Source organism: Dactylosporangium sp. NPDC049742 (assembly GCF_040674675.1).
GTDB lineage: Bacteria > Actinomycetota > Actinomycetes > Mycobacteriales > Micromonosporaceae > Dactylosporangium > Dactylosporangium maewongense.
Genome location: NZ_JBFANF010000034.1, coordinates 110,630 through 133,678, shown reverse-complemented (window position 1 = coordinate 133,678; position 23,049 = coordinate 110,630). Strand labels below are relative to the sequence as shown.

Here is a 23,049-nt window from a genome sequence, read left to right as displayed (position 1 = left end):
TCCTCGGCGCCCCCGACGCCTACGAGCTGCCTCGCTCACCCGGCCACGGCTACCTGAAGGCCGGCACGGAGGTCCACCGCCTGCGGCTGCTCGGCCTGTCGGCGGCGCAGGTCGCCGCGGCGCTCGCCGCCGGGGCGGCACTCTGCGGCGGCCTCGCCCTGCTGGTGCGCGCCGGTCAGCTGCCGGCCGCCGCCGGGCTCGGCATCGCCGCCCTCACCGGCACCACCGCCGTGTGCCTGCTGCTGCGCGTACCCACCCCGACCGCACCGGCGACCCAGCGCGTGCGCTGACCGCCCGCACACCGTCCCGCACACGATGAAACCCGAAAGAGGCCCGGCCTTGGAGCTCCGCTCGATCCTGCCGCTGCTGCGCGAGCGCTGGAAGTCCGTGGTCGCCACCGTCCTGGCCGCGATCGCCGTCGGCATGGTGCTCACGGCCCGCCAGACACCCTGGTACGAGGCCAGAACCACGCTGTTCGTGTCCGCGTGGGCCGACGGCGGCGACGCGGCGAAGGCCTACCAGGCCGACCTGCTGTCCCAGCAGAAGGTGAAGTCGTACTCGGTGATCGTGCGCGACAAGCGGGTCATGCGCAGCGTCATCGACAAGCTCGACCTGGCCGTCACGCCGGACGCCCTCGCCGCGCGGGTCAGCACCGACACGCTCGAGGACACCGTCCTGCTGACCATCCGAGTCACCGACACCTCGCCGCAGCAGGCGCAGCGCATCACCGACGCCGTCGCCGACGAGTTCATCCGGCTCGTCCCGACCCTCGAGGCGACCCCCGACGGCAGCCCCTCACCCGTGCACGTCAGCGTGGTCAGCCCCGCGGACCTGCCCGGCGTGCCGGTCTCGCCGCGGCCGTTGCGCAACCTGGCGCTGGCGACGCTCGCCGGGCTGCTGGCCGGCGCGGCCCTCGCCACCGTCCGGCACGCCATGGACACCTCGATCAAGACCACCGAGCAGGCGGAGGAGATCACCGGCACGTCGCTGCTCGGCGTGATCCCGCGCAACCCGGACCAGGCCGGCATCGCCGCCGTCACCGAGGAGGACTCCAGCGGCCGCCAGGTCGAGGCGTACCGCCAGGTGCAGACCAGCATGCAGTTCATGGACGCCGACCAGCGCACCAAGGTCGTCGTGGTGACCAGCTCCGTGCCCGCCGAGGGCAAGTCCGTCACGTCGTGCAACCTGGCCCTGTCGATCGCCGAGTCCGGCCGCTCCGTCCTGCTCATCGACGCGGACCTGCGCCGCCCGCAGGCCGCCGGCTACCTCGGCGTGCCGTCGGGCGCCGGCCTCACCAGCGTCCTGATCGGCCAGGCCGACCTCGACGACGTCATCCAGCCGTGGGGCGACACGTCCCTGTCCGTGCTGGCCAGCGGCCCGGTCCCGCCCAACCCGAGCAAGCTCATCGGCTCCAACCACATGCGGCGGCTGCTGGACGAGCTGCGCTCCCGGTACGACATGGTCATCATCGACACCCCGCCGGTCCTGCCCGTCGCCGACGCCATCGTCCTGTCCGCCCTCAGCGACGGCGCGATCTTCGTCGTCCGGCACGGCCACACCCGCCGGGACCAGGTCGGCAAGGCGACCGCGGCGCTGCGGCGCGCCGAGGTCGACGTGCTCGGCTTCATCCTGAACATGACGCCGCGGCACACCGAGGACGCCTACAACTACTACGACGCCTACTCCGCCGGGCACGCCGCCACCTCCGTCGGCACGCTCGCCGGACGCCTCACCGGCCTGCGCGAGAAGATCGCCATCCGGCTGTGAACACCACCACCGCCACCGACCGCCAGTTCCGCATCTTGTACGTCTGCGTCGGCAACCTCTGCCGCTCGGTCCTCGCCGAGCACCTGACGCTGCGCGCCATCACCGAGTGGCCGCCGGCGCTGTCCCACCGCTTCCACGTCCACAGTGCCGGCACCCGCGGACGGGAGCGCCAGCCGATGCACCCGTACACCGCGCAGGTCCTCACCGCCCGGGGCGCCTCGCCGGCGGCGTTCACGACCAGCCGGCTGACCGCCGCCGCGATCCGCGGGGCGGACCTCGTGCTCACCGCCACCGTCCGCGAACGCGACGACGTCCTCGCGCTGCACCCCGCGGCCGTCCGCCGCACGTTCACCATCAACGAGTTCGCCCGCCTCGCCCCGCCGGACGGTGGTCTCGCCGACCCGGACCTGCCCGAGGATCCGGTCGCGCTGGCACAGCAGCGGGTCGCCGCCGCGGTGCGCCGCCGCGGGCGCACCCGGTCCGCGGCCGGCTCCGGCGTGGCGCCCGACGACATCCCCGACCCGGACCGGACCCTGGACGCCTTCGACGACTGCGCGACCGCGATCGACCGCGCGGTACAGGTGATCCTGCACGCGCTGAGCGGATCGCGGTGACGGACCGGCGGCCCGCCCTCGACGGCCTCCGCGCCGTCGCCGTCGCCGCCGTCCTCGCCTACCACCTCGACCCGCGGCTGCTGCCGGGCGGGTTCCTCGGCGTGGACCTGTTCTTCGTCCTCTCCGGCTATCTCATCACCGGCCTGCTCCTGCGCGAGGCCCGCAACGGTCCCGTCGACGTCATCGCGTTCTGGATCCGGCGCGGCCGCCGCCTGCTGCCGGCGCTGCTGCTGATGGTCGCCGCGGTCGCCGTCGCCGTCCGCCACTGGGAACCCGCCGGGCTGTGGGCCGACCGCCGGGGCGACCTCATCGCCGCCCTCTGCTACTACGCCAACTGGCAGGACATCACCGCGCCGCTGTCGTACTTCACGCAGACCGCCGCGCCGTCACCGCTGCGGCACATGTGGTCGCTGGCGGTCGAGGAGCAGTGGTACCTGCTGTGGCCACTGGTGCTGCTGCCGGTCTACCGGCGCCGCCCCCGCCCCGCCACGGCCGCCGCGCTGCTGGCCGTGCTGGCCGCCGCCAGCGCAGTGATCATGGCCGTCACCTACGACCCCGGCAACCCGATCCGCGCCTACGCGGGCACCGACGCCCGCGCCCAGGAGCTCCTCATCGGCGCGGCCCTGGCGCTCGTCGGGCGGCGCGCCGCCGGCGCGCGGCTGGTCACGCCGTTCGCGCTCGCCGCCTGCGCCGGGCTGATGCTGCTCGTCGACGACGCGGCACCGTTCTACTACCGCGGCGGCGCGGCGCTGGCGTCGGTCGTCTTCGCCGCCCTCATCTGGGGTGTCGAGAGCGCCCCCGACACGCCCGTCGCCCGCCTGCTCGCCACCGCGCCGCTGCGTGGCACCGGCCGCATCTCGTACGGCATCTACCTGTGGCACGTGCCGGTCATCGCCTTCACGCCGCACGCGCTGCCCTGGCGCCTGTCCGGTCCCGGGACCGCCGCCGTCGCCGTGGCCGTCACCCTGTTGCTCGCGACGGGCTCATACCTGCTGGTCGAGCGTCCGGTCCTGCGCGGGCGGCCCCGCGCCGCGTGCCGGACCGGGACGAGGTTCGTCACGGCGGCCGTGGCGGCCCTCGCCGCCTGCGCGGCGCTCGCGGTGACCGCCACCACCTACGCGACCGGCTACCAGGCGCAGCAGGTCGACGCCGCGCGGACCGCCGGCGAGCAGGCGGTCGCGGCCGGCTCCGCGACCGGGGCGATCTGCCCCGACACGACGTCGATCTGCGTCCGGACCCGCCCCGAAGGGACCGGCCGCACCGTCGCCGTCGTCGGCGACTCGATCGCCCGGTCGCTCGACCCCGGCATCGCCGACCTCGCCGCCCGCAACGGTTGGGGTTACGTGCTCGCCGCCCACAACGGCTGCGGGCTCACCGGCCTGCTCAACACCGACGGCGCCGAGCCGAAGCCGTTCATGCGGCAGTGCGCGGCGCAGACGCCGGCCCGCATCCGGCGGCTCCTCGACGAGCACCGTCCCGATCTGGTCGTCGCGTACTCGCGGTGGGAGCTCGTCACGCATCTCACCCCGGACGGCGAGCGGGTCGAGCCCCTGTCGAGCCGCTGGAAGGCCGACGTCCACGAGCACCTGCGGGTGTTCGCGCAGACCGTGACGCGCGCGGGGGCGAAGCTGGTGCTGATCGCCGTGCTGCCGCTCGTCCCGGCGGGCCCGGACTGCCTGCGCGACCCGGCCCCGCCGGCGTGCACGGCGGGGCCGGACCCGCTGACCGAGGCCACGAACCGGATCTACGCCGCCGTCCGGGACGAGGTGCCCGGCGTGACCCTGGCGACGCTGCAGGAGTCGGTGTGCCCGGGCGGCACCTGCCGGCCCATCGTCGACGGCGTCCTGCTGCGCGTCGACGGCCTGCACTTCTCCGCCGACGGCGCCCGGTGGCTCGCCGCCCGGATGGCCCCGTTCCTGGCGCCCGGCGGTTAGGCGACCTTCGGCCGGGCGGCGCGGAACACCTCGACGGCGACCTTCTTGCTGAACGCGTCGCTCGGGTCCGACATCCACACGACGACGCTGAACACGCCGCCGTCGATCTCCACGCCGACCGCGCGGTCGCCCTCGCCCGGCCGCGACGATGGCAACAGGCCCCCGGTCACGGGCCAGTCGAACGGGCGTGGATCGCGAAGGCGGTCAGCAGCACGATCGGGGCGAGGATGCCGGCGATCACCTGCGGCCTGCGCAGCAGCGGCCGGCCGGCGTCCATCGGCCGGACGGGTGCACCGCCCGCCTCCGCGGCCGGTGCCGCCAGCGCGGTGACCTTCGTCATGGCGGCCCAGTTGAGCAGCAGGACGATCGGCGCGGCCACGGCGAAGATGCCGTACCAGCCGAATGTGAACATCTTCTGCTGGAGGTCCCGGAAGACGGTGGTGCCGCAGTCGCGGCAGAACGGGCCCGGGGCCCGGGTGTAGCCGATCCAGATCAGCACGGACTGGACGGCGCGGAACTTGGTGTCCGCGGCCGGCACCGCACCGCAGCAGCGGCACTGCAGGACCGGCGTCGACGGACCCGGGTCGGCGCCGGCTGCCGACGCGTAGGCGGTGAGGCTGCCGGCGGCGCCGGTGGCGAGGCGGTGCATCACCTGCTGCGCGGGCCAGATCCGGGCGCCGCCGGGCAGGTCCAGGGCGGCCTGGTCGCCGTCGCGGACCCAGGTGCCGCCCACCCGGCGCCGGATCACCTCGCCGACGTAGCCGCCCAGCATGGCCACCCGGACGTCCAGGTCCTTGCCGAGCAGGCCACGCGAGCGCGGACGGCCGCCCGGCGCCTCCGTGTTCAGGAACCGCTCGACCTCCCACAACGACGACGGCGAGAAGTCGGCGCGGTAACCTGCGGCCGTCAGCACTTCCACGGCCCAGTCCGCCCCCGCACGCACATCATGGTCGATCGCCACGGGCATGATCTTGGCACAACGAGCGCCTGATCCCTAGAGCTGATGCTGCCGCCGGGTCAGTAGACGGCCGGGATCCGCCGCCGGACGGCGATGTCGGACAGCCGGGACAGCATCTCGGCGCTGCGAGGGCCGAGCAGCGCCGTCTGGACCCGGCGCGGGAGGTACCGGCCGATGCCCTCGGTCAGCTCGTACGCCAGGGTCACCCGGGTGCCTCCCTCGACCGGTTCGAGGTCCAGCCGCACCATCGCCGCGCCGATCGGCCACGCCCGGGCGTGCAGCTCGAGCATCTGGCCCGGGACCACCGCCCGCACCGAGGTCACATCGGTGATGTGCAGCGGCCACGGCCCGACCTGGTGGTGCAGGCGGGTCCCGACCGCGGGCCAGCCCTCGTCGACGTCCCTGATGTGGGACGCACCGACCACCCAGCTGGCGTACATCCAGCCATCCGCCAGGACCGCGAAGACGCGATCGGGTGAGGTGCGGACGAGCTTGCGTCGCTTGGCCACTGCCGTCTCCCTTCGACGCCGGAATCCGCAGTCTTCCCGCTTCCGGCCGGTTCAAAGCAGGAACGCCGGGCGTGCGGGCGCGGGAAGATGGTCGCGTGCAGGCGATCTACCCAGACAGCGGTGATGGCGATCCGGACGCCGTGCCCGGCGTGTGCCCCGTAACCGAAGGTGCGACTTCACTCACGCTCGAAGTCGACGGAGAGCTTTTCACCCTCACCCCGAACGAGTTCGGCGGCACCGACTACGCGTGGCTGAGCGGGCCGAACCCCGGCTACGGCTTCGGCGTGAGCCCGACCCCGAACCTGTCACCCGACGAGCACAGGGAGCACATCCGCGGCTTCCTGGCCCAGGTCGACCCCGCCACCGGCTACATCGAGGACGACTGAGCCCACGACCGTGACACAGTCCGCCATCCGCCGACAGCCCCGACCCGGGTGGCGAGATCCGAGCGCATGGACGTGGCTATGGTTCGGGAGTGATCACGTTTCCGGTCGATGATGTGACGCCCGCCGGCGCGCTGCTGCCGACGCGGCCGCTCGGCGGGCTGTTTCCTGACGCCCTGGCGTTCGGTGGTGACCCGGCGCTGCCGGTGCTCGACCCGGACGGGGTGCACCCGCTGCTCAGCGCCGTCGCCCGGGCGTTCGCCGACCACCGGCCGCTGGTGCTGTCGCCCGACGCGGTGTGGCTGACCATCGCACACGGCGTCGCCCAGCACGTCCGGCTGCACGCCGAGCAGCTGCGCCCGCGGCTGGTCCAGCACACCGGCAGGAAGCGGCTCACCGTGACCATCGACGGGCCGATGCCGCACGACAGCGGCTCATGGGCGCACCTGACCGGGTCGTTCGCCAAGCTGCTCGCCGCCGAGGTCGTCGACGCCGACCTGTTCGAGTGCGACTTCTCCACGAGCACGGACGTCGAGCGGACGGCGGGGCAGGTGGTGCTGCTCGACGTCTACTCGCCGTACTTCTCGCTGTGGCTGCAATGCCTCTGCGGCATCCCCTCCGTCACGCTGACCGGCACGGTCGAGGACTGGCGGCGCATCCGCGCGCGGGTCGACGCGATCGCCGGCTTCGGCCTGGAGACATGGTGCCGGTCGCTCGCACCGATCGCCGACGAGTTCGTCCGGGCCTCGGCCGGTGACCCTGACCCGGAGTTCTGGCGGCGGATCTACAACCCGATCGACGCGTACGGCGGCGACGTGATCACCGGCTGGGCGGCCCGCTTCTACCCGTACCTCAAGGACGTCGCGGTCGACGTGCCGAACCCGCTGCTGGAGCTCCCGATCGGCGAGCCCCGCGACGTGACCGCCGAACCCGGCCGTCCGTTCGCCGGACCAGGCGTCCAGAGCTCCTCGATCCCCGCCACGCTGTCGCGTGTGGTCGTCAACGTCAACGATCGGGTCTCCGGCGACAACCGGGTGGTGGCCCTGGAGGCCGGCCTCATCGGCGTCGCCCAGGACCCCGGCGGCGCGCTGCGGCCGGTCGCCGGGTGGTACGTGGCGCCGGCGGTCATCGAGATCGACGACGTCATCGACCGGCTCGTGCGTGAGCACGACACCACCCCGGCGCAGGACGCGCCCGGTGAAGCACCCGTCGAGGTCATCGCGCTCTACCACCGCGTCGGCTCCGCGACGCTGTTCGGCGGCCGCTGGCGGCTGGTGCCGGCGGACGAGCGCCGCTACGTCGACAGCGGCCTCTACGACCTGTGGACCGAGACCCTCATCGAGCTGGCCGACGGCCGGACCATTGCCGCGGCGACCGACATGTCCACGATGGTCACGTACTGGGTGCTGTGCCGGGTGGTGGAGATCGGCGAGCCCGGACGGTCCACGCCCCGGTTCCGCCTGGCCGACGGCCCTGCCGACGTCCCGGTGCTCGGCACCTCCCTGGCCATGCTGCTCGACGCCGCCATGGACTCCGGCGGCCACGTCGCGCACCTGGAGACCGGGCACCTCGACCAGTTCGACGCGATGCCCGGCTAGCTTCATGACGCGTTCAGGCCGTGGCGGAAGGCGTACGTGACGGCCTGGGCGCGGTCGCGGGCGCCGATCTTGGTGAACAGGTGGTTGACGTGGGTTTTCACGGTGCCTTCGCTGACGACCAGGTGGGCGGCGATCTCGGCGTTGGACAGGCCGCCGGCCATCAGCGACAGCACCTCGGCCTCGCGGGGCGTGAGGCCGTCCGGGAACGTCGGCCGTGGCGGCGGCGCGGTGGCGATCGCGTCGATGAGGTGCCGTTGTACGGCCGGGTCGATGGCGGCGTGGTTGTCCAGGACCTGTTGCAGCGCCTCGTGGATCTGTGCCCCGCTGGCGTCCTTGGTCAGGTAGCCGCGGGCGCCGGCCCGGAACGCGTCCAGCACCGACCGGTCGTCCGAGTACGTGGTCAGCACGACCACTTTGACCTCGGGTGCCTCGGTGCGCAGGCGGCGGGTGGCCTCGATCCCGTCGCAGCGGGGCATCCGCAGGTCCATGAGCACGACGTCGGGTCGCAGGGTCCGGGCGAGCGTGACCGCCTCGTCGCCGTCGGCGGCCGTGCCGACCACCTCGAAGCCCTTCATCAGCCCGAGCACCATGGTCAGCCCTTCGCGGACCACCCGCTGGTCGTCGGCGACGAGCACCCGGATCATGCCGGCACCACCAGCTCGACCCGGAACCCGTGGCCGGTGGCGCCGGCGCTGAGGGTGCCGCCGAGCAGTTCGGCCCGTTCGCGCATGCCGGTCAGCCCGTAGCCGTCGGTCTCGGCCGGGATCACGGGCGGGCGGGCGGCGAAGTCCTCCACGGTCAGGCGGGTGTCCGTCGGCTCGTAGGCGAGCCGCAGTGAGACCCGCGTCGGCGACGCGTGCCTGGTCACGTTGGTCAGCGCCTCCTGCGCCACCCGGTAGAGGGCCAGCCGGGCCTCCGGTTTCAGCGAGTGCGGCTCCCCGGACACCGCGAAGTCGCACGGTACGGCCTGATCGCGGGTGAACTGCTCGGCCAGTGCGGCGAGCCGGTCCGGTCCAGGCAGGTCGTCGTCGCGCAGCGTGCCGATGGCCCGGCGCGCCTCCTCCAGGCCGGTGCGGGCGAGGTGGTGGGCACGGTCGACGGCGACGGGCACGCGCGGGTCCGTCGGATCCTCGGTGATCAGCATCCGTGCCCCCTCCAGGTGCAGCAGCAGCCCGGACAGCGAGTGGGCGAGCACGTCGTGCATCTCCCGGGCCAGCCACTGCCGCTCGGCCAACCCGGCCGCCTCGGCCAGCGCCGCCTGGCCCGCTTCCAGCCGGGCGAGCAGCCGCTTGGTCTCCCGCTGCGACTCGGCCAACCGGAACGCCAGGTACAGCAGGCCGAACAGCACGGCGAACCCGGCGAGCACGGCCAGGAAGCCGAAGTCCTGCCCGGTGATCGAGGCCACCATCTCCAGCACCACGAACGCCACGATCAACGCCGGGACGGCCACCCGGACGGGCATCAGCGCCGTCGCCGCGCACAGCACCGCGACCAGCACCGCCACCGAGCCCGGACCGCCCGGCTGCACCGCCACCAGCGCTACCGAACCGACCAGCATCGCCCCGACGAAGACCACATGCGCCGGCCGGACCGGCAGCTCGGTGGTCGCGTTGCGGCCGAACACCCCGGTCACGAACACGGCGGTGGCCAGCACCACGATCAGCCGCATCCCGGTCAACCCGAATCCGGGATCGGCGGTGGCCGCGGCCCACACGAACCACGCCAGCATCAGCGGCGTCAGCAACTGCATCCACCGTACGACCCGGAGACGGGTCAACGCGGGATCCTCCGTCTGCACCCTTCGACCCTAAACGGGTGCCGCCGTGCCGGCATCGACCCGTCGGTAGAGGCACGTCTCCACCCGCGGGTGGAGAGACGACTTCTACCCGCGCGGCGATGCCTCGCCCCGCCCCCGGGAAGCAGGCTGGGCGGCATGAGAAACGACCACCTGCACACCGTCGTCAAGCTGCTGGCCGCCTTCCTGACGATCAGCCTGGCCACCGTCGTCGCCGCGGTGGTGATGCGACACGACCCGGCGCTCGTCACCTCGGCCGTCTGGATCCGTACGCCGCTGGTCGCGGCGAGCGCGGCGGTGCTGCTCTTCCTGGCCCGCCGCGCGGCCACCGGCGATCGGGGCTCGTTCCGCCGGCTGCGCATCATCTCAATCGTGGTGCTGGCGGCCATCGCCGGCGTCGTCGCCTGGCCGAACGCGTTCCCGACCTGGCTGCGTGTCGAGCAGGCCGTGTGCGGCGTGTTCATGCTCAGCGTCGTGGTCTGCACGAACCTGCGTACGGTCCGGTCGTCCATGGAGCCCGGCCCGGCCGCATCGGCGCCCACCGCCGTCGCCGCGCGAAAGCCGCGGCCGTAGCCCCGGGCACGCGCCGTACGCGCCTCAGCCCTGCCACTGCCGGCGCACGGTGGCCTTGGGGCCGGTCACCAGGGTCGCCGCCGGGACGTCGTCGGCCACGACGGCGCCGGCGGCGATGACGGCGTCGCGGCCGATGGTGACGCCGGGCAGGATCGTGGCGCCGGCGCCGATCCAGACGTTCTCGGCCACGTCGATCGGCGCGCCGGTGAGCCACTCCCGGCGCGGTGCGGGGTCGACGGGGTGGCCGACGGTGATGAACGTGGCCTTCGGGCCGATCATCACGCGCTCGCCGAGCCGGATGCCGGCGTAGTCGAGGAACGTGCAGTTCTGGTTGATGAACACCCGCTCCGCGAGCTCCAGGCGCAGGCCGTGGTCGGTGTAGAACGGTGGGTAGATCGTCACCTTCGCGGGCAGCGGCCGGCCGAGGATCTGTTCGAAGAGTTCCGCCTTGCCCCGCTCGTCGTCGAACGGCAGGACGTTCAGGCGGGAGGTGAGCTCGGTGGCCCGCAGCACCCGCTCGGACATCGCCTGGAACTCCGCGCTGCGGATGCGCATGAGCAGGTCATCGGGCATGTGGCGGTCCTTCCACGGGCCATGACGGTCGCCAGACCGGCGCGGCGGGCTTCGGCAGGGTGTCGAGGTGCGAGACGAGCCCGCGGAGCCCCGGGTGCGGGTTGGTCCGCGGCAGGATGAGCGAGATCGGGTAGGCGATCGCAGGGTCCACGATGGGGATGCGGCGCAGGTCGTGGCCGGTCGGCCAGATGTACCGGTCGCGCGAGCCGACGAGTGTGGCGACGTCCGCGGACCCGGCGAGGACGTCCAGGAGGACCTCGTCGCCGAAGTGCGGTCCCGCCGCGTCCAGGCGCAGGTCGAAGGCGGTGGTCAGCTGGTCGTAGAAGTCGGCCCACTCGCTGCGCGGCGCGATTCCCGGCACCCAGATCCGGTGCCCGCGCAGCTGCTCCGGCGTCAGCTCCCGCGCCGCGGCGAGCGGGTGCCGCGGCCCGGTGAGCAGCTCCAGCGGCGAGTCGAACGCGTGGATCATCCGCAGTTCGTGGGGCAGCGCGCCGGGCTCGGTGACGGTCCGGAACGAGGCGTCCACGTCACCGGCCGCGACGGCGGCGGCCGCCGTCTGCGGGTCGTCGACCCGCAGCGTCACCACGTCGAGGTCCGTACCGGGGTGCGACCGCCAGTAGTCGTGCAGCACCACCGCCTGCGCGCTGCGCAGCCCGAGCACGTCGATCCGCAGCGCCCGGAAGCCGGGTCTGACGGCGGTGACGGCCCGCTCGACCGCCGCGACGATCCCCCGGGCGTGCGGCAGGAACGCCTGCCCGTCGGGCGTCAGCTCCACGCCGCGGGCGGTGCGGTTGAACAGCCGTACGCCCAGCTCCCGCTCCAGCGCGGCGATCCGCTTCGAGACCGCCTGCTGCGTCACCCCCAGCTCGAGCGCCGCGTGCCGCAGCTGCCCGAGCTCGGCCGCCCGGACGAACGACCGCAGCCCCTCCGTGTCCACCGGTACACCGTAAACACGTACAACCGATGGTTGTGGCTCATGTCTTGCCGAAACCTTTAGGTGTATTCATAGATATCTGACGATATGGTGTGGCGCATGGTGAATCTGCGTCCGTCCCGGCGCGCAATGATCCGCGCCTTCACCGTCATGGTGGGTGCCGCCGCCGCGGTCGTCCCGGTGACCGCCGCGCTCGCGGCGCCCACGTTCAAGGTCCCGTTCCCGTGCGGCCAGGTGTGGTCGGGTCAGACCCGCTCCGACCACAGCCCCGCCAACGCCATCGACTTCAACCGCGCCAACGACGACGGCGACCCCGTCGTGGCCAGCGCGTCCGGCACCGTCGACCGGGTGACCGACCTCGGCAACACCAGCTACGGCAAGTACGTGCGGATCGACCACGGCGGCGGGTACACCACCTACTACGCCCACCTGAGCCGCTTCAACGTGTCCGTCGGCCAGACCGTCCGCTACGGCCAGGTCATCGGCTACGTCGGCACGACCGGCGGCTCGACCGGACCCCACCTGCACTACGAGCAGCGCTCCGGCGGCACCGCCGTGAAGATCAAGTTCAACGGCACGCAGGCGCTGTACTGGGGCACGAAGAACTACACCAGCGACAACGGGTGCCCGTCCGGCTCCGCCAACGGCACGGTGAACACCTCCGGCACGCCGCTGACCGTGCGGTCCGGCCCCGGCACGAACTACGCCCCCGTCGACACTGTCGCCGACGGTGCCGCAGTGACGATCGGCTGCCAGACGACGGGCACGACGGTCGACGGCACGTACGGCACCAGCAACATCTGGGACCGGATCGGCTCCGGCCGGTTCATCGCCGACGCCTACGTCCTCACCGGCTACGACGGCTTCATCCCCGGCGTGCCACGCTGCTGACGACCGCGCGGCGGTCCCGGTACAGGTCGGGCGCCCCGCGTGAGCGCCTTCGAGCGGGCCTACCCGCTCGAAGGCGCTGTCGGCGGACGGTCACGGGTAGTAGTGCAGGATCCGGTAGCTCCAGGCGCCGCCGTTGTCGCCGAGGTTGTTGTCGTTGACGTAGAACCCGACGCGCACCGGGTAGGGGCTGGTCCACTGGTGGCAGCCGCCCCAGTTGACCGTCAGGTCCGGGTTGCCGACCCACCCCGCCGGGTTGTTGTTGAACCTGATCACGGAGGCCACCTTCGGGTAGCCGGGGAAGGGGAAGCTCGCGTCGCCGTACTGGCCGGACAGCCCGGCCGGTCCGGTCGAAGCGCCCCAGAAGTCGTAGCGGACGCTGCCGCCGCTGATGATGTTGATGACGTCGCCGGGGTAGATCACGTTCCACTGGTTGGCGACGTTCGGGTAGCCGACGCTGCTCACGTTGCCGGGGTGGGTGATCGTCACGTCCACGTTCGGCACGCCGGCGCTGAGGCAGCGCTGGAGCGCGGTGGCGGGTGACGCGTGCGCGGCCGTGGGCACCGCCACGATCCCGAGGGCGGCGGTGGCGAGCGTCGCGGCGCATGCGGCGACGACTTTGGTGATTCGGCGTTTCACAGGTTTGCCCCTCCTTGAAGTGACGCGGTCACTTCATGAAAGGGCGGCCGGCGCTCAGGGATCCGGTGGAAATCCGGGTTCTTCGAAGTTTCGGAGTTTGTCCAGTTGACCGGGGTCGATGACGGTGATTTCGCTGTAGCCGGTCGCGATGATGCCGGCGGCGCGCAGCTCCCGGAGCGCCTTGTGGACCGTGGACTCCTTGCCGCCGATCATCGAGGCGAGCTCGGGCTGGGTGAGGCTGATGCCGATCCGTACGCCGTCGCCGTGCGGGCGGCCGCAGATCGGGATGAGCTCGAAGAGGACCCGCGCGACCCGTACCGTGGCCGGACAGCCCGCGAAGTCCGACCTGCGCCGGTTGGCCCACAGCAGCTTCTCCCCCACGGCCTGGGTCAGCCGGGCGGCGGCCGCGGGATGGGCGGCCAGGAACGCCTCGAACTCAAGGCGCCGCACCGCCACGGACACGACGCGACCGCAGGTGGTGGCCGTCGCCGAGCGCTGGTTGCCGCTGATCGCGGCGAGCTCGCCGACGATGTCGCCGGGGCCGCGGATGGCGAGGACGACGTCGGCCAGGTCCGCCGACACGGTGGTGATCTTGACGAAGCCCCGCTCGATCAGCTCTATGTGGCGGCTGTCGTCGCCCTCGGCGAGCAGGCGGCGCCCGGGCGGGAAGGACCGCCGGACGCCGGCCGCCAGCAGGTCGCGGCGGTCACGGTCGTCGAGGCGGCCGAGGAACGTCGTGGCGGCCCACGGGCCGTCGCCGCGCCCCACGCTGCCCATCGCGGCTCCTCGAGAGACGGCCACGGAGTTCACCCCGCGGCAGTCTATAGCCCCGTTGAACGCATTGACGGTCCACAGCGCATGGTGCCGGATCATCCACTTCCCACGGACTGAACGGGTGCGCGACGCAAGCCGTATTCCTACGGGATTGCCGATGGTGGCGGCGTTTAGGATTCGCGGAACCGGACCTGCCGAGGAGAGTCGTGATGACGCAGCCCGACAAGATAGACCGGTACCTCTGCTTATCGATTGACGTGGTCGGCTACGGCGGGCATGACGACCGCACCCAGGCCGCGATCCAGCGACGGCTGATCGACCTGCTCGACGTCGCCGCGGCGGAGGCCGGCGTCGACCGCGGGCTGTGGATCCGGCAGGCGAAGGGCGACGAGGAGCTCGCGCTGGTGCCGGCCGGTGGCGGGGTGGCGCGGGTCGTCGGGGGGTTCTGCCTGGAGCTGGCCGCCGCCCTGCTCCGCAACAACCTGCGGGCGGGTCCGGAGGGCCCGATCCGGCTGCGCGTCGGCGCCGACGAGGGGCTGGTAGAGCCGGGCGACAACGGCTTCGTCGGCCGTCCCGTCGTCGGCGCGACCCGGCTGGGCGCGTCGCAGGCGGCGAGGGAGGCGCTGGCCGCCGCCCCGGCCGCGAGCCTCGTCGTCGTCCTCGCCGCCGGCGTGCACCGCGACTGGGTGCAGAGCGGGCGCAGCGGGCTGCCGCAGGAGCAGTTCCGGCTGGTCCGCGTCCACGAGAAGGAGACCGAGACCGACGCCTGGGTCTGGACGCCGGGGACCTTGCAAGGGACGGCGGACGTACCCGCGCCGGAGCCGGCCGCGCCTGAGCCTGTCGCGGCCGCGCCCGTCGCGACCGTCGGGGGCCGGACGATCATCCAGAACGGCACGCACAGCACGTACATCGAACGCGCCGCCGACGTCCACTTCGGCTACGGCCGCGGTTGAACGCCGACGACCGGGGCACCGTCACCCAGATCGGCACCTACAACTACTACGTCGAGCACGCCGGTGAGGTGCACTTCGGCGACCGCATCTACACGGGGGCGGGCGCGGCGGCGGGCGGTCCCGTGCCCGAACGCCGGCTGTGCGAGGTGCACGGCCCGGACCCGGCCGGGCCGCGCCGTCAGGGTTCGGGTCTGCTGGTCGCCGACCGGCTGGTGCTGACCGCCGCGCACGCGGTCGGCGACGCCGGCGCCACCGCGTGGGTGCGGCTCCCGCACGAGCACGGTGCGGGCGACGTCGAGTGCGAGGTGGTGTGGGCGGGCACGGAGTCCGGCGCCGCGCTGCTGCGGGTGACCGCCGCGGAGTGGGCCCCACCGGCGGGCCTCGCGCCGCTGCGCTGGGGTCGGCTGGTGACCGCCCATGACGGTTTGCCCGTGCAGGTCGGGGTGCCGGTCGTCCATGGCTCCGACCGGACCGGTGTCCGGTCGCGCCCGTCGGGGACGATGACCACTGTGGGCCTGCACAGGTCGCAGCGGGTGGACCTGGACGAGGGCCCGCCGGATGTCTGCGGCGCCGGGCTGTTCGTCAACGGTCTGCTCGTCGGGGTCGTCGTGCCGGACCCGCTCGATCCGGCCGGGCGGCGGGTCACCGCGGTCCAGGTCGAGCGCCTCGTCACCGACCCGGCCTTCGCCGCGCTGCTCTGGGGTGAGTCCGGCCGCCGGCCGTTGCTCGAGCCGGCCGAGCTCGCCGGCCTGCAGCACCAGCCGGCGGGGGCGGTGACGCCCGCGTGGCTGCTGCGGCCCGAGGCGGAGGTGGTGCCGTTCCGCGGGCGGGAGGAGGTCCTGTCCCGGCTGCTGGAATGGTGCGCGGAGTCCGACCGGCGGCCCGTGCGGCTGCTGACCGGACCGGGCGGCCAGGGCAAGACCCGGCTGGCGCGGGAGCTGGCCCGGCGGGCCTCGCACGCCGGCTGGGCGGTGCTCACCCTCGCCGACGACGTCCTGGACACCGCCTACGAGCAGCTGCGCGCCGTCGACGTGCCGCTGCTGGTCGTGGTGGACCACGCCGAGCCGCGGCGCGAGCAGCTCGGCCGGCTGGCTGAGCGGCTGCCCCGTGATTCGCCGGTGCGGCTGCTGCTGGTCGCCAGGGCCAACGGCGACTGGCTCCGGGAGCTGGAGGCCAGGAGCCGGCCGTTCGCCGCGCTGATTGCCGCGACCCCGTCGGACGCCGGGCTGGAAGAGCCACTCGGCCCGCTGGCCGATGCGGGCGATGCCGTCTCCCACGAGCCGAGCGACGCCGAACCGAGCGACGCCGAGACGAGCGACGCCGAGACGAGCGACGCCGAGACGAGCGACGCCGAGACGCGGGAGGTCCTCTTCGCCGAGGCGGCGGCCGCGTTCGCCGAGCGGCTCGGCGCGGCCGGGCAGCTGCCGGACTGGGCCGCCGTCGCCGGCCGGATCCCCGTGCCGGACCTGTCCGGCGCCGGCTACGGCAACATCCTGGCCGTGCACATGGCGGCGCTGGCCGGTCTCCTCGATGCCGCCCACGGCCGGACGGTCACCCACGGTCGGACGGCCGCCCCGCAGGACCGGCCCGAGCAGGTGCTGCTCGGCCACGAGGAGGGCTACTGGAACGCCCGCGCGGACCGCCTGCCCGGCCTGGGCCTCGTCGATCAGACCCGCCGCCGGGTGGTGGCCGTCGCGACCTTGTGCACCGTCCGGGCGTACCGGGGCGAACCCCAGCCGACCGGTCGACGCTGGTCCTGGGAGCTGGGCTGGCGGCCGCGCCGGACCCGGTCGTGGGGTGCGCCCGAGCAGCCGTCGGCCATCCTCGACCACGTCGCCGAGCTGGCCGACCAACCGGAGGCCACCCGGGTCGCCGCCGCGCAGTGGCTCGGCGAGCTGTACGGCGGGCCCGGCTGGCACTGGTCGGCGCCGCAGCCCGACCGGCTGCACGAGCACCTCGTCGGCACCGTCGTGGAGGAGCATCCGGCCGTCCTGGACCCGGTCGTGCCCCACCTCACCGACCGGCAGGCCTGCCAGGTCCTGACCGTGCTGGCCCGGGCCGCGGCCGACCGTCCCGCGCTGGAGGAGGTCATCGTCCGCCTGGTCGCCCGGCACCCGGAGCGCCTCGCGGCGCCGGCGTTCGTCGCGGCCGCGCAGGTGGAGGTCCCCGCGCCGCTGCACGCCGCCCTCGCCGCCCTGGACGGCAGGGAACGCGAGCGGCTCCTGCGCGGCCAGCACCTGTCCGACGCGGCGACCCCACCGGCCGTGCGCTGGTTCCCGTGGCGCAGGCGGCGCGGGTCCGGCCGCGGCAGGCAGGACCTGACCTCGGCGCGGTCCGGGACCGGCCGGCTGGAGCCGGTCGCGGAGCACACCGCCGCGGGCTCCGGCTCGACCGTGATGGTGGCGGCGGCACCGGTGCTCGGACGCGCGGCCGACCCGGCGCCGCAGGCCTCCGGCACGACCGGCATCCCGCAGCTCCCGTCGTCGTTCGCCGTCCGCCTGTACTCCGTCGCGCGCGTGACCCCGGGCCTCGGGCGGGTCGCGGACGCGGTCCAGCAGAACCCGGCCGTGGCCGGTGGGGTGGCGCTGCTCGTCGCGGCCGCCGTCACCACCGCCGTCGTGGCCGGCTCGACCCCGCCGGCACCGGACCAGGCGGTCGCCCGGCCGGCGAAGAGCGCCTCGCCCACCGCATCCGCCGCGACGGGCACGCCGGGCGCGACGACCCTGCCGCCCTCCCAGGGGCCGGCGTCGCCGAGCCCGTCCGAGGTCGTGCCGTCCGGCGTGGCGCCGACCGAACCCGTACCGCCCGGCCTGCAGCCGTCCGGCGGTGTCCCACCGGGCGGTTTCCCGCCGCCGCCGAGCGGTCCCGCCCCGGTCGTGAAGAACCCGGCCGACCCCGGCAACCCGACCGTCGCCGCGCCCGTCTGGGGGTACGTCTACGTCAACCTCGCCCGCGGCGACGAGGCGCCGATGGGCACCCCGACGAAGGTGGACTCGCGCACGCAGTGGACGACCGGGGCCGGGTTCCCCAACCGCATCGGCCACGAGGCGACGGTCACCCGCACCGGCCCCGGGCAGTACACCGTCCGGATGCCCGACGTCGCCGCGAACGTCGGCGTCGCGCACAGCACCGCCTACCGCACGGACTATCACGGGCGGGTGTGCGGGATCGCCGGGTACCGCGCCGACGGCCCCGACGAGGTCGTCGACGTGCGCTGCTTCGACCGCACCGGAGCGCCCGCCGACTGGTACTTCACGCTGTTCTTCGCCGCCCCGCAGGCCGGCGCCGGCACGTACGCCACCGTCCGGTACCAGGGCAGCGGCGGCGGGACGATCGCCAACTCCGGCACGTTCAACCCGGCCGGGCGCGGCAACCAGGTCCAGCGCGACGGACCCGGCCGGTATCAGGTGCTGCTGGAAGGCGTCACCGACGGCGGCGGCTACGTCCAGCTCACCCCGTTCGGCGGCGGCGCGACCCGGTGCTCGGCCGGCGACCCGGTCCCGGCGGCGGGCGGGGTGCGGCTGCCGGTGTCCTGCTTCGCGATCGGCGGCCCGACCCCGGCCGACAGTGGCTTCGTCCTGTCTTACCTGCGCGGCACCGGTCTGCACCGGGACGCGGGGACGCCGGCGGCGTACGCGATGACGACCGGTGACCCGGCGAACCCGGCCGTCGACGCCGCCCGCTCGTACGCCAGCAACGGCGACCGGCCGTCGGTCGTCCGGATGAAGCTCGGCTGGTACCGGCTGACGTGGCCGACCATCGGCAAGTTCGGCGACAGCGTGCAGGTCGTCGGGCGCGGCGCCGCGTACTGCCACCTCGGCGCGATCAACTCCTACAGCACGCCGCCGCAGCTCACCGTCGACGTGTACTGCCACAACCCGGCCGGCTCCCTCACCGACGACCTGTTCGGCGTCGCGTACCTGCGCGCCCCGTGACGGCCGCGTCCCGAGCGGTCATCGAACCGCCGGCGCGCGATCAGATGTCCGGCGATTCCTGGTCGAGTTCGGCCAGGAACCGCTCGGAGCGGCGCGCGAAGAGATAGACCCCGCGCTCGTCCGATCGGGCGCGGGCCGCTTCGGCGGCGGCTCGCACGACGTCGACGGGTTCGCCGCGGGCGTGCAGCAGGCGCGCGCGCAGCAACAGCAGGAGCCCTTCGGCGAACCGTTGGCCGTAGGTCGTGAGAGCCTGGTCGGCTCGGTCAAGGGCGGTTGCGGCCGCGTCGGGCAGGTCGGCGGCCAGCCACATCTCGGCGATCAGTCCGTAGTGGTACGCGATGCCCCATCGCGGCGGGTCGAGGAGAGTCGCGGCCAGGAGTTGTTCGGCCTCTGCCGCCTTGCCGGCCGGGTCGTCGCCGGTGACCGCACAGGCCCAGTGCCAGTCCAGCCGGATGTAGTGCTCCTGCGCGACGCCGGAGCGGTCGGCGCCGGCCGCGATCCACCGCTCGGCCGCCCGCATCGCCCATCGCGCGTCACCGGCCATCGAGGCCGCCATCGTGTGGTAGTAGGCCCACGCCGACATCGCGTACAGGTCTTCGTCGGCTAGGTACGCCTTGTCGATCGCGGACCGTGCCGTCTCGACATCGCCGTGCAGCGCCGTGATCACGGCCAGCCAACCGAGCTGTTCATTCGGCACCTTCCACGGTCGGAGGTCGCCGGCACCATGATGCGGGCTGGTGTGGCCTTGCGCGCTGAAGCAGCGGTACGCCTCGGCGATGTTGCCGATGTCCCACTGGTACAGGCCCCAGGCGTGCCGACCGTACGCCTGGATGATCGGGTCGGCGGACGCCTGTCCTTGCTCGTACACTCGGCGAGCCCACCTCCCACGGTCCTGCTCGATCGAGGTGAAGGCCCCCACCATCCGAGCGAACAGAAAGCGGACGGCCTCCGTCTCGTGGCCGAGCATGCGGGCCAGGTACTCGGCCCGCTCCAGCAGGTCGAACGTCGAACCGCGATATCCCCCGTGCCGGCTGGCAACAAGGGTGAGTAGTGACAGCACCGACAGCTCCAGGTCCCGCAGGCCGGCCGTGCGCGCGAGTTGGGCGGCCGATTCCAGGTGCCGACCGGCGGCCGTGAACGCGAGCTTGGTCGCCGCGCGTCGCCCAGCACGGGCCAGTGCCTGCGCGGTGCGAGCCGGGTCGGCGAGCGGGCCGGCGGCCCAGAGGTGGTAGGCGAGGCGTTCGGCAACGGACTCGTCGTCCACATGGGTGCGTTCGAGGGCGTCGGCGACCAGCAGATGCAGGTGGACGGTCTGCTGCCGCGTCGTGGTCTCGGTGACCGACTCGCGGACCAGGTCGTGCGCGAACCGTAGCGAGTGCGGGCTTTCCGGCCTGGTTTCCAGCAGACCGAGCGCCTGCAGCGGTTCGAGGCGTTCGAGGCAGTCCGCAATGTCGACGCCGCCTGCGGCGGCGAGCAGGGCGAGGTCCACGTCGCGGCCGATGAGCGCGGCGACACGCAGCAGGTCGCGAGCGCTGTCGTCGAGACCGGCCATCCGGTCGCGGACGACGTCTCGTACGGTGGCCGGTACCCCCGCCGGCACTGCTGCCTCGCCGTCGCGCAGCGAGCCGCCGTCGCTCAGGAGCCGGGACAGCTCCTGGACGAAGAACGGATTGCCGGCCGTACGGGTATGGATGCCGCGGGCGACATCAGCGCCCGGGTCCTGGCCGATCTCGCGGCGGATGAGCTCGGTCACCTCGGTCAGGCCGAGCGGGCCGAGCCGGATCCTGCGGTGATCCGGCAGCCGGCTGGCCGCGGCCAGGACCCGCGACAAGTCAGAGCCGGGCACGGGTGCGCGATCACGGAGCGCGCCAATGATCACCGTGCCGGCGGGTAGCCGGGCCACGAGGTGGCCGAACAGCTGGAGCGAGGCGGTGTCAGCCCATTGGAGATCATCGAGGACCAGCAGCGTGGGCCGTTGCGCCGAGGCCTGCCCGACCACAGCGACGACCTGTTCGAGCAGGCGGAACCGGGCGCCGCTGTCAGGAACCGTCGGCGCGGCCGCGCTGTCGTTTCGCGGTTCGAGGAGACCGCCGAGATCACTGGCGAGCCACTTCTCCCGCAACGGCGCCGGCAGGCTGTCGAGGATCGGACGGAGCGCCTGCTCCCACGGCCACATCGACGGTGTTCCAGCACCTTCCAGGCAGGAACCCCAGACCACGAACTGGCCGAGCCGGCTCGCCTCGGCGGCGGTTTCCTGCAGCAGGCGGGTCTTGCCCACGCCCGGTTCGCCTTCGACGATGGCGAGCGCCGAGCGGCCGGTGCGTGCCATCTCGACGGCTTGCCGCAGGACGGCGAGCTCCTCGGCCCGGCCGACCAGCCCGGCCGCTGGCGCCGGCGCGCCGACATCCCCGACGTCCGCACCTGTCACGACCGGCGACGTCGGAGGCTCCGCCAGTACCTGCAGATATGCGGCCCGCAGCGCCGGGCCGGGCTCGACCCCGAGCTCGTCGGCAAGGCGGTCGCTGACCGTGCGGAACGCCGACAGTGCCTCCGCACGGCGTCCCGCGGCGCCGAGGACCGCGATGAGGCTTGCCTGCACCGGTTCATGGAACGGCACCATCGATGCGGCCAGCCGCAATGCCGGCAGCACAGGCACCGGCCGGCCCAGCGACATCGCCAGTTCGGCCGCTGCGGCGCACGCGGCGTGGAACTCGTCGTCGAGGGCCGCGAAGATCGGCAACGCGGTCGGCCCATGCGTGAATCCGTCGCCCGCACGGCCCTGCCACCGGCCGAGCGCTTCGACGTAGCGATCAAGCGCCGTTTCGTGACGATGCTCTGCCAGGGCCTCTTTCGCGGTCTCGACGAGCTCCCGGAAGGCGGCCAGGTCCAACCCGCCGGAAGGCGCCGCGAACAGGTAGGTGTTGCCACGGCGGTGCAGGTATGAGCCGGTGCTCCGGGAGGGGATCGCGGGTTCGAGCAGCCGCCGCAACGCGCCGACGTACTTGTGGATGAGGTTGAGCGCGCTGCTGGGAACGTCGTCGCCCCAGATCAGATCGATCAACTCGTTCGGGCTGACCGGCCTGCCCACCCGGGCCAGCAGCAAGGCCAGCAGATACGCCTGCTGCCGGGGACCGGTGTCCAGCTCGACACCGTCCCGCCACACCCGTAACGGGCCGAGGACCTGCAGACGCAGACCAACGCCACCGACCGGCCGCCCCTCGTCGTGGGGCTGGACCGGATGAACTGGCAAGGCCACGCCGACCCCCGGGAACATGACAGATCGTCCGCTGACCAGCCGTCGAACGCGGAGTTGCAGCGCGCACAAATGCGTACCGGTCCGAACCCTGCCCAGAAACCCACTGAACGTCGATCCGACCAGGCACGTACCCCAGCCCGCGGGCCGCGCATGCCCCGTCAGACCTGCGTCCGGGCCTGCTCGATGTGACGGATGATGGCGTGGGCGCCGTGGGCGCCGGCGAGGGCGTACGCCTCGTCGAGGGTGGCGAGCGCGTCGGCGCGGCGGTCCTGGGCGGCGGCGATGTAGGCCAGCCCGATCATGTTGGAGGCCACGCCCGGCAGCGCCCCGATCTCGCGGCGCAGGCGGGAGGACTCCTCCAGCAGCTCGCGTGCCTCGTCCAGCCGGCCGGCCCGGTGCGCCGCGATGCCCAGGTGCCGGAGCGCCTCGGACCAGGTCGGTTTGTCGCCGGTCCGCTCCGCCAGCAGGCGGGACCGCTCCAGGAGCGGCACCGCGACCTCGTCGTCGCGCCGGATGAACTGGTGCACGCAACCGACCCAGAACAGCGCCTCGGCCTCGCCGCGGGTGTCCCCCAGCGTCCGGTACAGCTCGAGCGCCCGCTCGAACAGCCGCAGCTCGGCAGGGTCCTCGACGGGCGCCGCACCGGTGTCGGCGTCGGCGCTCTGGTACCGCGCGTGCAGGATCAGGCCGCGCGCCAGCGCCGTGTCGGCCTCGACCGCGTCCAGTCCTCGTTCGGCATCGTCGAGCCCGCCCGGGTCGCCGCCGTACACCGCCCGCGCGTAGCTGTCCCTGGCCCGTTCGATCCGTTCGTCGCCGCTCATCGCCGCCCCCGTCGCCGTCGCCCCAGTCCTTCCGGCTCCGGCAGTCTCGACCTGTTCGGCAGCGCAGTCAACGGTTCAGATACGCGACGAAGCGCCACCCCACACTTCGACCGCCCGCGGGCATGTTCGACTGGCGGCCGCCCCT

21 protein-coding genes are annotated in these 23,049 nt (G+C 73.4%); 10 read left to right on the top strand and 11 right to left on the bottom strand.

Going from position 1 to position 23,049, the window contains the following annotated elements; translation table 11 throughout:
* The 4 genes from AB0J72_RS34505 to AB0J72_RS34490 all read left to right on the top strand — a co-directional run.
* Nucleotides 1-290: hypothetical protein (locus AB0J72_RS34505; RefSeq protein ID WP_363406039.1), on the top strand; the 290-nt coding region annotated here is incomplete at its 5' end.
* 25 nt (nt 291-315) lie between these two features.
* Complete coding sequence (locus AB0J72_RS34500; RefSeq protein WP_363406036.1) at nt 316-1,767, top strand: polysaccharide biosynthesis tyrosine autokinase; 1,452 nt, start codon at nt 316-318, stop codon at nt 1,765-1,767.
* Nucleotides 1,764-2,381 (top strand): low molecular weight phosphatase family protein, encoded by a 618-nt coding sequence (locus tag AB0J72_RS34495; protein ID WP_363406033.1) that lies wholly within the window; start codon nt 1,764-1,766, stop codon nt 2,379-2,381. Before AB0J72_RS34500 ends, AB0J72_RS34495 begins: the two co-directional genes overlap by 4 nt.
* The gene (locus AB0J72_RS34490) at nt 2,378-4,315 is read left to right on the top strand and encodes an acyltransferase family protein (RefSeq protein WP_363406030.1); all 1,938 of its coding nucleotides are present in this window, start codon (nt 2,378-2,380) and stop codon (nt 4,313-4,315) included. The genes AB0J72_RS34495 and AB0J72_RS34490 overlap by 4 nt, the downstream gene beginning before the upstream one ends.
* Here the strand turns inward: AB0J72_RS34490 and AB0J72_RS34485 are convergent.
* From AB0J72_RS34485 to AB0J72_RS34475, 3 genes are all read right to left on the bottom strand, one after another.
* The gene (locus tag AB0J72_RS34485; RefSeq protein WP_363406027.1) at nt 4,312-4,485 is read right to left on the bottom strand and encodes a hypothetical protein; all 174 of its coding nucleotides are present in this window, start codon (nt 4,483-4,485) and stop codon (nt 4,312-4,314) included. The two genes, AB0J72_RS34490 and AB0J72_RS34485, sit on opposite strands and share 4 nt — an antisense overlap.
* Nucleotides 4,482-5,234 carry a hypothetical protein gene (locus AB0J72_RS34480; protein ID WP_363406024.1) on the bottom strand — a complete coding sequence of 251 codons (753 nt, stop codon included), beginning with the start codon at nt 5,232-5,234 and terminating at the stop codon, nt 4,482-4,484. Before AB0J72_RS34480 ends, AB0J72_RS34485 begins: the two co-directional genes overlap by 4 nt.
* A gap of 98 nt (nt 5,235-5,332) precedes the next feature.
* Nucleotides 5,333-5,782, bottom strand: coding sequence for an SRPBCC domain-containing protein (locus AB0J72_RS34475; protein ID WP_363406022.1), 450 nt, complete (start codon nt 5,780-5,782; stop codon nt 5,333-5,335).
* 95 nt (nt 5,783-5,877) lie between these two features.
* On the opposite strand from AB0J72_RS34475, the gene AB0J72_RS34470 reads away from it, so the two are divergent.
* Together AB0J72_RS34470 and AB0J72_RS34465 are read left to right on the top strand one after the other, a co-directional pair.
* Nucleotides 5,878-6,168 (top strand): hypothetical protein, encoded by a 291-nt coding sequence (locus AB0J72_RS34470; protein ID WP_363406019.1) that lies wholly within the window; start codon nt 5,878-5,880, stop codon nt 6,166-6,168.
* A gap of 89 nt (nt 6,169-6,257) precedes the next feature.
* Nucleotides 6,258-7,763: a DUF4419 domain-containing protein gene (locus tag AB0J72_RS34465; RefSeq protein WP_363406016.1), complete on the top strand. Its 1,506-nt coding sequence runs from the start codon at nt 6,258-6,260 to the stop codon at nt 7,761-7,763.
* Nucleotides 7,764-7,765: 2 nt separating this feature from the next.
* On the opposite strand, the gene AB0J72_RS34460 is transcribed toward AB0J72_RS34465, so the two are convergent.
* Both AB0J72_RS34460 and AB0J72_RS34455 read right to left on the bottom strand, forming a co-directional pair.
* The gene (locus tag AB0J72_RS34460) at nt 7,766-8,407 is read right to left on the bottom strand and encodes a response regulator transcription factor (protein ID WP_363406013.1); all 642 of its coding nucleotides are present in this window, start codon (nt 8,405-8,407) and stop codon (nt 7,766-7,768) included.
* Nucleotides 8,404-9,561, bottom strand: coding sequence for a histidine kinase (locus AB0J72_RS34455; RefSeq protein WP_363406010.1), 1,158 nt, complete (start codon nt 9,559-9,561; stop codon nt 8,404-8,406). Before AB0J72_RS34455 ends, AB0J72_RS34460 begins: the two co-directional genes overlap by 4 nt.
* A gap of 135 nt (nt 9,562-9,696) precedes the next feature.
* On the opposite strand from AB0J72_RS34455, the gene AB0J72_RS34450 reads away from it, so the two are divergent.
* Nucleotides 9,697-10,131 (top strand): hypothetical protein, encoded by a 435-nt coding sequence (locus tag AB0J72_RS34450; protein WP_363406007.1) that lies wholly within the window; start codon nt 9,697-9,699, stop codon nt 10,129-10,131.
* Nucleotides 10,132-10,155: 24 nt separating this feature from the next.
* Here AB0J72_RS34450 and AB0J72_RS34445 read toward each other — a convergent pair whose 3' ends face one another.
* Nucleotides 10,156-10,704, bottom strand: a complete 549-nt coding sequence (locus AB0J72_RS34445) for a DapH/DapD/GlmU-related protein (protein WP_363406004.1) — start codon at nt 10,702-10,704, stop codon at nt 10,156-10,158.
* Nucleotides 10,694-11,641 carry a LysR family transcriptional regulator gene (locus AB0J72_RS34440; RefSeq protein ID WP_363406001.1) on the bottom strand — a complete coding sequence of 316 codons (948 nt, stop codon included), beginning with the start codon at nt 11,639-11,641 and terminating at the stop codon, nt 10,694-10,696. Before AB0J72_RS34440 ends, AB0J72_RS34445 begins: the two co-directional genes overlap by 11 nt.
* Before the next feature lie 96 nt (nt 11,642-11,737).
* Here AB0J72_RS34440 and AB0J72_RS34435 point away from each other — a divergent pair, with 96 nt between their 5' ends.
* Nucleotides 11,738-12,529 carry a peptidoglycan DD-metalloendopeptidase family protein gene (locus AB0J72_RS34435; RefSeq protein WP_363405998.1) on the top strand — a complete coding sequence of 264 codons (792 nt, stop codon included), beginning with the start codon at nt 11,738-11,740 and terminating at the stop codon, nt 12,527-12,529.
* A 90-nt stretch (nt 12,530-12,619) separates the two neighbouring features.
* On the opposite strand, the gene AB0J72_RS34430 is transcribed toward AB0J72_RS34435, so the two are convergent.
* Together AB0J72_RS34430 and AB0J72_RS34425 are read right to left on the bottom strand one after the other, a co-directional pair.
* Complete coding sequence (locus AB0J72_RS34430; RefSeq protein ID WP_363405995.1) at nt 12,620-13,165, bottom strand: hypothetical protein; 546 nt, start codon at nt 13,163-13,165, stop codon at nt 12,620-12,622.
* Between the two features lie 54 nt (nt 13,166-13,219).
* Nucleotides 13,220-13,942 carry a Crp/Fnr family transcriptional regulator gene (locus tag AB0J72_RS34425; protein ID WP_363405992.1) on the bottom strand — a complete coding sequence of 241 codons (723 nt, stop codon included), beginning with the start codon at nt 13,940-13,942 and terminating at the stop codon, nt 13,220-13,222.
* Nucleotides 13,943-14,148: 206 nt separating this feature from the next.
* Between AB0J72_RS34425 and AB0J72_RS34420 the strand changes: the two genes are divergently transcribed.
* Both AB0J72_RS34420 and AB0J72_RS34415 read left to right on the top strand, forming a co-directional pair.
* Entirely contained in the window at nt 14,149-14,892 is a 744-nt protein-coding gene (locus tag AB0J72_RS34420; protein ID WP_363405989.1) for a hypothetical protein, read from the top strand.
* Nucleotides 14,889-18,827 carry a hypothetical protein gene (locus AB0J72_RS34415; protein WP_363405986.1) on the top strand — a complete coding sequence of 1,313 codons (3,939 nt, stop codon included), beginning with the start codon at nt 14,889-14,891 and terminating at the stop codon, nt 18,825-18,827. Before AB0J72_RS34420 ends, AB0J72_RS34415 begins: the two co-directional genes overlap by 4 nt.
* Nucleotides 18,828-18,867: 40 nt before the next feature.
* Here the strand turns inward: AB0J72_RS34415 and AB0J72_RS34410 are convergent, their stop codons facing one another.
* Nucleotides 18,868-22,101, bottom strand: coding sequence for a BTAD domain-containing putative transcriptional regulator (locus tag AB0J72_RS34410; protein ID WP_363405983.1), 3,234 nt, complete (start codon nt 22,099-22,101; stop codon nt 18,868-18,870).
* A 140-nt stretch (nt 22,102-22,241) separates the two neighbouring features.
* Nucleotides 22,242-22,904, bottom strand: a complete 663-nt coding sequence (locus AB0J72_RS34405; RefSeq protein ID WP_363405980.1) for a tetratricopeptide repeat protein — start codon at nt 22,902-22,904, stop codon at nt 22,242-22,244.
* Nucleotides 22,905-23,049: the final 145 nt, after the last annotated feature.

Coding starts and splice junctions, on each gene's coding strand:
- AB0J72_RS34425 (WP_363405992.1), bottom strand. CDS start 13,942: ATGGGCAGCGTGGGGCGCGGCGACGGCCCGTGGGCCGCCACGACGTTC.
- AB0J72_RS34420 (WP_363405989.1), top strand. CDS start 14,149: ATGACGCAGCCCGACAAGATAGACCGGTACCTCTGCTTATCGATTGAC.
- AB0J72_RS34460 (WP_363406013.1), bottom strand. CDS start 8,407: ATGATCCGGGTGCTCGTCGCCGACGACCAGCGGGTGGTCCGCGAAGGG.
- AB0J72_RS34435 (WP_363405998.1), top strand. CDS start 11,738: ATGGTGAATCTGCGTCCGTCCCGGCGCGCAATGATCCGCGCCTTCACC.
- AB0J72_RS34445 (WP_363406004.1), bottom strand. CDS start 10,704: ATGCCCGATGACCTGCTCATGCGCATCCGCAGCGCGGAGTTCCAGGCG.
- AB0J72_RS34450 (WP_363406007.1), top strand. CDS start 9,697: ATGAGAAACGACCACCTGCACACCGTCGTCAAGCTGCTGGCCGCCTTC.
- AB0J72_RS34405 (WP_363405980.1), bottom strand. CDS start 22,904: ATGAGCGGCGACGAACGGATCGAACGGGCCAGGGACAGCTACGCGCGG.
- AB0J72_RS34410 (WP_363405983.1), bottom strand. CDS start 22,101: ATGTTCCCGGGGGTCGGCGTGGCCTTGCCAGTTCATCCGGTCCAGCCC.
- AB0J72_RS34500 (WP_363406036.1), top strand. CDS start 316: ATGAAACCCGAAAGAGGCCCGGCCTTGGAGCTCCGCTCGATCCTGCCG.